This window comes from Thioclava sp. UBA3469, from assembly GCF_002378135.1.
Lineage (GTDB): Bacteria > Pseudomonadota > Alphaproteobacteria > Rhodobacterales > Rhodobacteraceae > Thioclava > Thioclava sediminum.
This window is the reverse complement of record NZ_DFRG01000276.1, coordinates 1-9,517: the sequence shown is the minus strand read 5'-3', so window position 1 is coordinate 9,517 and position 9,517 is coordinate 1. Positions and strand designations below refer to the sequence as shown.

At 63.0% G+C, this 9,517-nt stretch carries 11 protein-coding genes and 1 pseudogene; all 12 read left to right on the top strand.

Going from position 1 to position 9,517, the window contains the following annotated elements; translation table 11 throughout:
- Positions 1–73 precede the first annotated feature (73 nt).
- Positions 74–328, top strand: coding sequence for a TrbC/VirB2 family protein (locus B3D39_RS20170; protein WP_036745219.1), 255 nt, complete (start codon positions 74–76; stop codon positions 326–328).
- Positions 329–337: 9 nt separating this feature from the next.
- A complete protein-coding gene (locus B3D39_RS20165; protein ID WP_009574151.1) occupies positions 338–616 on the top strand; it encodes a type IV secretion system protein VirB3 in 279 nt (92 codons plus the stop codon).
- On the top strand, positions 606–2,990 hold the full coding sequence (locus tag B3D39_RS20160) for a type IV secretion system protein B4 (protein WP_038147507.1): 2,385 nt from the start codon (positions 606–608) through the stop codon (positions 2,988–2,990). Before B3D39_RS20165 ends, B3D39_RS20160 begins: the two co-directional genes overlap by 11 nt.
- Positions 2,987–3,202 (top strand): hypothetical protein, encoded by a 216-nt coding sequence (locus tag B3D39_RS20155; protein WP_038147506.1) that lies wholly within the window; start codon positions 2,987–2,989, stop codon positions 3,200–3,202. The genes B3D39_RS20160 and B3D39_RS20155 overlap by 4 nt, the downstream gene beginning before the upstream one ends.
- Positions 3,203–3,206: 4 nt before the next feature.
- Entirely contained in the window at positions 3,207–4,373 is a 1,167-nt protein-coding gene (locus B3D39_RS20150) for a lytic transglycosylase domain-containing protein (protein ID WP_038147505.1), read from the top strand.
- On the top strand, positions 4,370–5,167 hold the full coding sequence (locus B3D39_RS20145; RefSeq protein ID WP_038147504.1) for a type IV secretion system protein: 798 nt from the start codon (positions 4,370–4,372) through the stop codon (positions 5,165–5,167). The genes B3D39_RS20150 and B3D39_RS20145 overlap by 4 nt, the downstream gene beginning before the upstream one ends.
- A 14-nt stretch (positions 5,168–5,181) precedes the next feature.
- On the top strand, positions 5,182–5,829 hold the full coding sequence (locus B3D39_RS20140; protein ID WP_038147503.1) for a virB8 family protein: 648 nt from the start codon (positions 5,182–5,184) through the stop codon (positions 5,827–5,829).
- Entirely contained in the window at positions 5,826–6,527 is a 702-nt protein-coding gene (locus B3D39_RS20135; RefSeq protein WP_009574160.1) for a TrbG/VirB9 family P-type conjugative transfer protein, read from the top strand. Before B3D39_RS20140 ends, B3D39_RS20135 begins: the two co-directional genes overlap by 4 nt.
- Entirely contained in the window at positions 6,524–7,849 is a 1,326-nt protein-coding gene (locus tag B3D39_RS20130; protein WP_009574165.1) for a TrbI/VirB10 family protein, read from the top strand. Before B3D39_RS20135 ends, B3D39_RS20130 begins: the two co-directional genes overlap by 4 nt.
- 1 nt (position 7,850) lies before the next feature.
- The gene (locus tag B3D39_RS20125; protein WP_009574167.1) at positions 7,851–8,885 is read left to right on the top strand and encodes an ATPase, T2SS/T4P/T4SS family; all 1,035 of its coding nucleotides are present in this window, start codon (positions 7,851–7,853) and stop codon (positions 8,883–8,885) included.
- Complete coding sequence (locus B3D39_RS20120) at positions 8,872–9,321, top strand: hypothetical protein (protein ID WP_274963341.1); 450 nt, start codon at positions 8,872–8,874, stop codon at positions 9,319–9,321. Before B3D39_RS20125 ends, B3D39_RS20120 begins: the two co-directional genes overlap by 14 nt.
- Positions 9,321–9,517 (top strand): annotated as a pseudogene (locus tag B3D39_RS20115) (hypothetical protein); the annotation flags it as partial. The gene B3D39_RS20120 and the pseudogene B3D39_RS20115, both read left to right, overlap by 1 nt.

Below are 9,517 nucleotides of genomic sequence, written 5' to 3'. Positions count from 1 at the left end.
GAGGAGATCTTTCATGACATCGAGGAAACGTCAAAGCGTGCTCCGCACGCGGGCGATCACCGCGTTCGGCGCGATGGCCCTTATCGTGCTGGCAGGTCCAGCGCTCGCGCAGAGCATCGACCTCTCGCCGGTACAGACCCTGCTTCAAGGCATTGTCGATGCGATCACCGGTCCCTTGGGGATCGTGATTGGCACGCTCGCGCTGATCGGGGTGTTCCTTTCCTGGCTCTTTGGCATCCTCGACTTTCGTCAGGCGCTCTGGGTCGTGGTTGCAATCGCCGGCATCGCCGCAGCACCCACCATCGTCGCCGCCATCTGGACCACCTGAGCTCCATCCATGGCTGACCAGTCCCGCGTATTCATCGGTCTTCTCAGGCCACCCAAGCTGATGGGCTTGCCGATCATGTACGCCATGGTCTGGCTCTTCGGCTCGACGCTCCTGTTCCTCTGGGTGCAGAGCTGGGTGGTGGCTGTGTTCGCGGGGTTGGCCTGGCCGGCGCTCTGGAAGGCCGCAGACTGGGATCCGAACTTCCTCGATGTCCTGGTGATCACCCTGCAGGAAACCCCGCCCACGACGAACCGCAAGCTGCACGGAGGCGACAGCTATGCCCCGTGATGGAATTGCCGATGAGGTTGAGAACGCCATCGATCCGCTGACCGCGCTACCCGCATGGGTCAAGGGCGAGAAGCGGCTCTCAATGATGCTGCCTTATGTGAGCCTCGTGAACGACCGAACGATCCGGACACGCGGCAACGAACTGATGCAGTGCATCCGCCTCGAAGGGGTGAACAGCACCACGAGCGAGGACGGGCATCTCGACCGAATCGGAGGGTTGCTGGCTGGGATCGTCGCGCAGGTGGGGACGGAGTTCTCCTTCTACCTGCACAAGGTGTCGAAAGCGGTCGATGTGACCCTGCCGCCCGTTCCGGGCGAAGGGTTTGCGGCTGCCGTCGACGAACGATGGCACGCGCATCTCGGCCGCGCGGGTTTGCGCGACAAGACGCTGACCCTGACGGTGCTGAAGCGACCTGAGACAGGCAGCCGCTTGCCGTTCGGACTTGGGGCGTCTCGCTCGCGACATGCGGCCGACACCAACCGCCGCTTGCGCAAGCTCGACGAGGTTGTAGGGTTTCTGCTGTCCTCCTTCGATGAGCTGAAGCCCCGCCTGCTGGCCGCAAGCACCGGCGAGCTTCTGGGCTTCCTCGGGTCGCTCAACACGGGCGAGGAGCACCCGCTCTTCCCCCGGTCGCGCCTCGGTGTGATCGCCGAGGACGTAGCCAATACGCGCGTCACCTTCCGCGGCACGACCATCGCACTCTCGGACGGTGCCGTCGGCGACAAGCTCGGGGCGATCTTTGCGGTGAAGAACTACCCGGCCAAGACCGATAGCCTGATGCTCGACGAGTTGAATCTGCCCGTCGACATGGTGGTCACGCACTCTTTTGTGCCGATCAACGCCAACATCATGGCGGGCCGGATCAAGCGGCAGCTGCGGCTAATGCAGGCCGCCAATGACGGAGCCGTCAGTCTCGCCCAGGAACTGGAACTCGCGCAGGACGATCTGGAATCCAAACGCCTGATCTTCGGCGAGCACCACATGACCGTGGCCGTCTATGCCCGCACCCAGACGGCGCTTGACGACATCGCGGCCGAAATCCGCAACATCTCCGCCACTTCCGGGATCAACCTGATCTCGGAAGCCTTCGGGGCGCGGGCGCATTTCATGGCGCAGCATCCCGGGAACACAGGGGCGCGCAGCCGCAAGGCCGCAATCACGAACCACAACTTCGCCGATCTCGCTACCTTCCACCGCACCCCGCTCGGAAAGACAGGGCGGGAAGTCCCCTGGGGCATGCCGATCACGCTCTTTCCGACGCCCGAGCGCAGTGGTTTTCGCTTCAACTTCCACGAACAGGGCGCGCCAGATCGCGAGCCCACAGGTGGGCACACGCTGATCCTCGGCCGTCCCGGCTCCGGCAAATCCGTCCTGGCGGCTTTCCTGATGACCATGGCACGGCGGGCAGGTGCGCGGGTCTTCGTATTCGACTATCGCGCGGGGATGGAGATGGCCGTCCGCGCGCTCGGCGGCAGCTATTCGACCGTGCGGGCGGGGCGCCCCACCGGCCTCAATCCGCTCCAGACCGAGATCGACGTGCGGGGCCAGGCATGGCTTGCTGATTGGCTCGCGAGCCTCTTGGAGCGGCGCGATCGACCGCTAACCCCGGTTCAGACCAACCGACTGCAGGAAGTCGTACGCCAGAACGCCAGCGCAGGACATGCGGGTCTACGAAACTGGTCGGATTTCGCCTCGCTGCTGGTCTCGACCGATGACGAGGGCGATCTCTTCGAGCGTATGCAGGAATGGACGGCCGAGGGTCGCTACGGCTGGATCTTCGGGGCCAATGCCGAGGACAGTTTCAGCATCGAAGGAGACGTCGCGGGCTTTGACCTCACCGGCATCCTCGATTCCGAGAGCGAGCGGGAACGCATGGCGGTCCTGTCCTACCTCTTCCGCCGGGTCGAGCGGGTGATCGAGGACCGCAAGCCCACCATCATCGTCATCGACGAGGCATGGAAAGCCCTCGACAACGCCTACTTTGCGGAGCGACTCAGCAACTGGCTGGTGACCGCCCGCAAACAGAACGCCGTCGTCGTGATGATGACGCAATATGCCAGCCAGCTCGAGCGCACGCGCACCGGCAAGACCATCGTGGAAGCGGTGCCGACGCAGGTGCTCTTGCCCAACATTCGTGCTTCCGCTGCTGACTACGCGATGCTCGGCCTGACCGAGAAAGAGCTCGACGTGCTTCTGGGCGTCGGCTCGGCCTCGCGGCTCGCGCTTGTTCGCGACGACCGTGGTTCCGTCGTGATCGATGCCGATCTCAGCGCGCTCGGCCCGCTCGTGACCATCCTTGGCGGAATGGAGAAGGGCGAAGCGCTTGCCGGCGCCGATTATCGCGAACGTCCTGATTTCTGGAGAGTGACATGACCAGTACCATCATTCGCAGCGTCGTGCTGCTAGGGCTCGGCCTGACCCTGACAGCCTGTGCGCAGCATAACCCCTCGCAAGCCAACTGCTTCAATTTTCGCGAGGCTCCTGCGCAGGCAGGAACCGCCACCGCCACGATCTCGACCATGGGGGCGGAGGTTACGCGCCGCGACACGGCGTGCGATTTCGTGATGCTGGGAGCGGGCGGCTAAGCCAATGCGGACCTGGCTTCCCCTCTCGATGATCAGCCTTGCGCTGACAGGTGCCATGGTGGGGCCAGCGGTCGCCCAAGGCGTGCCGACCTTCGATCTGCGCCTCTTCGCAGAGCGGCAGGCCATCCTTGAGCAGACCGATCGGGACCTGGCACTGCAGCAGGTCCGGCTAAGCCGCGAGGAGGAACTGGCCGAAATCGAGCGCCAGCAACTCGCCTCCCTCGAAGGGCTGATGGATGCCATGTCGCTTGGCGCTGGAGACGTGGCCGGAACCGTGGCGGGGCTCGAGGCGGGGCAGGGGGCGGTAGGCGACGTCGAAAGCGCGGCCGCCAGTCTTTATGCGCCCGAGGACACCAATCCAGCGGCAGCGCGGATGTTCGGCGATGCCAGGGAGGGGATCGAGGAGCTGATCATCCGCGCAGCACGCGACACCCATAGTCTGTCCGGGGTCGCCCGTGCGGGCCTTTCGCTTGTGCAATGGCGCTGTCTCTTGCAGGCGCTGATCTGGCAGGAAAGCCGTTTCCAGATCGGGGCACGCTCACCCGTGGGGGCCTTCGGACTTACCCAGATCATGCCCGGTACCGCGGGCGATCTCGGGATCTACCCGGCCTATTACGACGATCCCTATCTGCAGATCACCGGCGGTGCGCGATACCTCGCACAAATGCTGAACATGTTCGATGGCAACATTATCCATGCGCTCGCCGCCTATAACGCCGGGCCGGGCAATGTGCAGGATTATGGCGGTGTGCCACCCTTCGCGGAAACCCAGCATTATGTCGTGGTGATCCCGCAGCAGTACAACAGCTACCTCGCGGCCGTAGGCGGCATTGATGCGCTCGGCACCATCGACCCTGTGCTCCTCGCCAACGCGAGTTTCAGCCTCTCGGCCCACGGCGCAGGGGTCTATGGCGACTATTCGCTGGTCTCGGTCCGTGCCGCCGCCCTGCGGGTTCAGGACATCATCACCCGCATTGGTGAGACCGAGGATCTCCACGAGGCCATCGCGCTCAACACCTATGCCCGGGCCGAACTGGCCCGGCTGGTCGCAATCCGGACCCGGATCAAGGCCGCCCGAACCGAGCCACTCAGCGCCGAGCAGATCGCCTTGGCGGCAGCGCAAGCTGCCGAACGGCAATACATGGATTTTAGTCAGGAGGATTTGCGTTGAACCTGCGCCCGCCCCGTTCCCTTTTCGCCGGTAGCATCGCTCTCGCGCTTGCCCTCAATGTCACTGGACCTGTCGCGGCACAGGGTGTGCCCACGGTGGACACTCAGAACATTGCTCAGGAAATCCGCCAGCTTCAACAGATGCTGCAGGATTTCGGGATCCAGACCGATCTTCTGGACAATGCGTTGGAGCAACTGGACATGCTGCAAAGCCAACTCGATCAGCTGAACGAGATGTATGCCTCGCTCACCGGGCCGCGCAGCATCCTCGGACTTGCCATGGGCGGGGACCTCGACACCTTGCTTGAGGCCAACTTCGAAGACATCCCTGGCCTGATCCGAGGCATCCAGGCGGGCGATTGGAGCGCGCTCATCGGGCCCAATGCCGGGCCCATGCGCACGCAGATGGAACAGGCGCTGGCAAGCGCCGGGTTCGACGAGGATTCACTCCGCGAGATCGCCACCAGCGGCAATCCGGGCGCCGAAGGCGTGGCCACGCGGGCCACCACAGGTGCTGTGATGTCGGCGGTGGCGCAGAACAGCCACGCAGAGGCGGAACAGTCTCTCGAACGGGTGGAACGTCTGGTCGAGATGATCCCCGACATGGAGGATCTCAAAGCCTCGATGGATCATAACACACGCGTCACGGCGGAACTCGCCATCGCCATGACCCGGATGTGGGAGCTGGAAGCGATCCAAACCCTCGGCGCAGGCAATGCAGGCGTGGTTGATGCCGCCACCGTCGCCGAAGAACGCCGCTACATGGACTTCACCTTGCCGGATCTCGAGCCATGAGTGGGGCAGGGGTGATGACTGCGCGCGAGCTCGTGGAAGAGGAACTTGTCTACGGTGCCCTGCGCCGGGAACAGCTTTGGCGGATGATCGGCCTTTCCGGGGCAGGCTTCGGCGTATTTGGTTGTTTGACGGCTGCGGCTGTCGCGCTGATGGTCGAGACGCCGCCTCCCGTGGTTGTCCCCTACGATCCCGCGACCGGGGTGGCGCTCCCCAATGCCACGGTTGAAACCGTGTCGCTCGCCGAACGCCCTGCCGTGATCGAAGCGCAAATCTACCGCTACATTCTCGACCGCGAAACCTACAACCAGCTCGACAACGATCTTCGTGTCCGCCGTGTCCTGGCACAGTCTTCCGGGTCGGCCGAGGCCAGCATGCGCGCGATGTGGACATCGGGTCAGGAGAACTATCCGCCGACGCGATACGGGGCTGCGGCCGAGATGGCCGTTGAGATCGCATCGATCACCCTTATTGGCGAGAACCGCGCCCAGGTGCGGCTCAGAAAGCGCCTGACAAGCCCGCAGGGGGTACAGGCTGGATCGTTCACTGCCACGTTGATGTTCGAATTCCGGCCCGAGCGGACCCGCGCGATCGACGATGTCTGGCAAAACCCTTTCGGTTTCACCGTCACCCAATATGCCATCCGATCGGACCGTTCTGAATGACCCGCACTCCAATCTCTGCGCTGCTGGCCGCCAGTATTCTCGCGTTCGCGGGAACGACTGCTTTGGCCGAAACTACGCCCCGTCCAGGTTCTCATGACAATCGCGTGCGCGTCGCGACCTGGACTGAAGGCCAAGTTTACCGTGTCGTCACGACTCTGACCCGCGTCACCACGGTCGAATTCGGTGAGGGTGAAACCATCCGCTCGATCATCGCCGGCGATACGGTCGGGTTTCAATTCGACGGTGTCCCGGGTGGCCGTGCCTTCGCCATCAAGCCGACAGCATCTGGCGTCGCCACCAACATCACCGTCTACACCAACCGCCGCTCCTACTACTTCCATGTCGTCGAAGCCCGGGAGACGCCGCATTATGTCGTGCAGTTCCGCTATCCTGAAAACCGCGTGCAACCCACCAGGGCGGTTGCGGCCGATGCGCCGAACGCGAACTATGCGGTCAGTGCCCGAGAAGAGTTCACGCCGACGGCCATCTGGGATGATGGTACCTTCACGTATTTCCGGTTCGCACGGAATGCGCCGGTGCCCGCCATCTTCCGATATTCGAACGGCAGGGAACGCGCGGTGAACAGCCAGGCCTTGAGTGACGGCGTCATCCGCGTGTCCGGCGTCAACCGACAATGGGTCCTTCGCCTTGGCGAAGAGGTGATTTGCGTCCAGGACGCAGGACAGGCCACATCATGACCGAAGGTACGGAAGACCTCGCCGCGCGCCTCGCGGCTCTCGAAGGTTCGACGGGCAAAGCGAAGGCCGACAAGCGGCCTGCGCCGCTTGCCGCGATCCTTGGAGTCGTCGGTATCGCGGCAGCAGGTGGTCTGGCGTGGGCTGCCCTACAGCCGTCGGCAGAAGCACCAATGGCGACCGCCGCGCCGGAAGAGTTCCAGAGCAGCGGCCCCGGATTCGGAGATCTGGCGCCGATTTCTGCCCCGGAGCCCAGCCAAGCCCCGGCTGCGGACACAGGTCCGAGCGAGTCGGAACTCGCGCTGATGGAAAGTCTTGCGACATTGAGAGCGGAACTCGAGGACCTGCGCGCAAGACCGGCCGAGGCCGCGGATAGCGCGGCGGAGCAGGCTATTGCGGACCTGACGGCGCAAATTGCCACCTTACAGGAGGCATCCGCCGAGGCGCAGCGGGCCCTCGAGCGGCAACTGACCGAGCGGGATCGCGAATTGGATCAGCTCCGCATGGACTTGGAACTTGCACGGCTTGCACCACCAGAGCCGACCTCATTGGGACCAAGTGAAGAAGAATTGCGGCTGGCCGAACTCGAAAGGCGGCGCGCTGCTGAAGCTGAGGCCCGCGCAGAGCGTATCGCGTCTCCTATGATCGCCTTCTCCGGGATGGGCGCGGGTGCGGATAGGGAGAACACGCTGGAAGCCGCACGCCTGAATGCAGATGAAGCCTTTGTTCGTTCGGGCGCACAACCTGCGCAGGTGACACGTGCCGAAGTGATCGCGAACCCATCGAACACGGTTGTTCAGGGCACCATGATTCAGGCTGTGACAGAGACGGCCCTCGACAGCACACTGCCCGGCGCGATCCGCGCCATCGTCTCGGAAGACGTCCATTCTTTCGATGGAACGCGTATCCTGATCCCGCGCGGCGCGCGGCTGATCGGGCGCTACCGCTCCGATGTCGCACTCGCCCAATCGCGCGTCATGGTGGCATGGGACCGGATCATCTTGCCCGATAATCAGACCGTGCAGATCAGCGCCTTCGGTGGAGACGAACTCGGCCGTACTGGCACCACCGGGTTTGTCGACACCCGTTTCGCGCAACGCTTCAGCTCCGCCGCGCTGATCTCCTTGATCGGCGCCCTGCCTGCGGCTGCAGCGGGTCAAATCGACAGCGAGGCGGCGGCCGATGTTGCGAGTGATGTCGGCACCGACCTGCGCGATAGCACGCAAAGCGTGATGCAGGACTATCTGGCGATCCGGCCAGTGATACATGTCGATCAGGGTACACGGATCACGGTCATGGTTGATCGTGACCTCGAGATTTTCTGACATGGCTGCAAGTTATCTGGAAGCGTCGCTCGACCGTTTCGGCCCCGAGGTCCTGCGCGACGACACGATCGAGATCTGCATCAATCCCGACGGACAAGTCTGGGGCGAATTCCAGGGCGATCACTTCATGCGAGGTCTCGGCAGCCCGCTGAGCCAGACCGAGATCAAGGACCTCGGCAACCAGATCGCCTCCGCCGCCTCGACCACGCTAAGCACCAAGAAGCCTATCGTCTCGGTCTCGATCCTATATCGAGATCGCCCGATCCGCGCGCAGGTGATCCAGCCGCCGGCAGTCGAGGGCGGGTTTTCAATATCACTGCGGTTTTTCTCCTCCCTGCCGCTAGAGGCGATCCGGCTCGGATTTCTCTATGGCAAGGAGCGCAGCCTCGAAGGCCTGCGCCGCGAACGTAACGCCGCACTGCGCGATGTGGTGACATCCGGCGACATCGGCGCCGCGCTGCGGTTTTGCGTCGAGAACAAGCTCAACATGATCGTCTCGGGCGGCACGTCGACCGGCAAGACGGTTGCGGCGCGCAAGATCCTTTCGCTGATTCCGCCCGAAGAGCGGATCATCACCATCGAGGAGGCGGCCGAGCTGCGCCCCGAGCAGCCCAATGCCGTGACGTTGATCGCGGACCGGGACACGGATGCCCGCAGTGCCGATGTGCTCTTGGCCTCAACGCTTCGCATGCGACCCGACCGGATTGTCCTAGGCGAAGTCCGCGGTCGCGAGGCGATGACGTTTCTCGAGGCAATCAACACCGGCCACGGTGGATCGCTGACTACGCTGCATGCCGAGACCCCACAACTTGCTGTTCGCCGCCTCGCCATCGCCGCCCTGAAAACCGATGTGCCGATGACCTATGCCGACATGATCGATTACATTGAGGGCTCGATCGACGTGATCATTCAGGCAGGCCGCCATGAAGGCGCGCGCGGGATCACCGAGTTCTTCCTGCCGGGTCAAACCACAGATTTGAACCTCGACACGGTCGACGGCAGAGGCAACAAGAGCCCCTCCGTTGCCGCTGAGTAAAAAAGGAATCTCCCAGATGCGAAAACCAATTCTCGCACTCATGTTTGCCGCCTTGGCGGGCCCCCTTGTGGCGCAGACTTCGCCTCAGGTTTCAAACGATCTCACAGTGGATATGTCGCCTCAACAATACCGGATCTGCAACGATCGTCCGGCGCGACCGACCTGGATGGACGAAATCAATCCGAGGGAGGCCTACAAGGCGCGGACCTTGATGGATCTCTATGAACTGAGGTCATGGCAGGCAATCAAGGAAACTGGTGATTGCAACTGTGACGTTCGCTTCCCGGCTTGGGACGCCGCGTCAGCTGAATACGAAGAACGGTTCCAAGCGATGTCCCAGGCTGAACAAACCCAAGCCCGCCGTTCAATCGCTGAACAGCGAGATAATATTTCAAGAGAGGTTCAGGACCTCTGCGAAGCGCAAGATAACTGGTAATGAGTGTCGTCAGTTGGATGGTCGGAACCGCAGACGCGTTCCTTGTCGATGCGGCCGAGTCCCAGTTCGGGGCAGTGGCCAGCAATACCGGCACGATCGTCCTGCTGATGGTTACGCTTTCGTTGATCGGCGTCTGCATCAACATGGCCTTCCAATTCCGCAGCATGGATGGGGCCAGCTTCTTCTGGTACCTGAT

What these genes read in the sequence shown, in the direction of transcription:
- B3D39_RS20140 (WP_038147503.1), top strand. Translation starts at nt 5,182, where the DNA reads ATGACTGCGCGCGAGCTCGTGGAAGAGGAACTTGTCTACGGTGCCCTG.
- B3D39_RS20135 (WP_009574160.1), top strand. Translation starts at nt 5,826, where the DNA reads ATGACCCGCACTCCAATCTCTGCGCTGCTGGCCGCCAGTATTCTCGCG.
- B3D39_RS20170 (WP_036745219.1), top strand. Translation starts at nt 74, where the DNA reads ATGGCCCTTATCGTGCTGGCAGGTCCAGCGCTCGCGCAGAGCATCGAC.
- B3D39_RS20150 (WP_038147505.1), top strand. Translation starts at nt 3,207, where the DNA reads ATGCGGACCTGGCTTCCCCTCTCGATGATCAGCCTTGCGCTGACAGGT.
- B3D39_RS20125 (WP_009574167.1), top strand. Translation starts at nt 7,851, where the DNA reads ATGGCTGCAAGTTATCTGGAAGCGTCGCTCGACCGTTTCGGCCCCGAG.
- B3D39_RS20160 (WP_038147507.1), top strand. Translation starts at nt 606, where the DNA reads ATGCCCCGTGATGGAATTGCCGATGAGGTTGAGAACGCCATCGATCCG.
- B3D39_RS20155 (WP_038147506.1), top strand. Translation starts at nt 2,987, where the DNA reads ATGACCAGTACCATCATTCGCAGCGTCGTGCTGCTAGGGCTCGGCCTG.
- B3D39_RS20165 (WP_009574151.1), top strand. Translation starts at nt 338, where the DNA reads ATGGCTGACCAGTCCCGCGTATTCATCGGTCTTCTCAGGCCACCCAAG.
- B3D39_RS20130 (WP_009574165.1), top strand. Translation starts at nt 6,524, where the DNA reads ATGACCGAAGGTACGGAAGACCTCGCCGCGCGCCTCGCGGCTCTCGAA.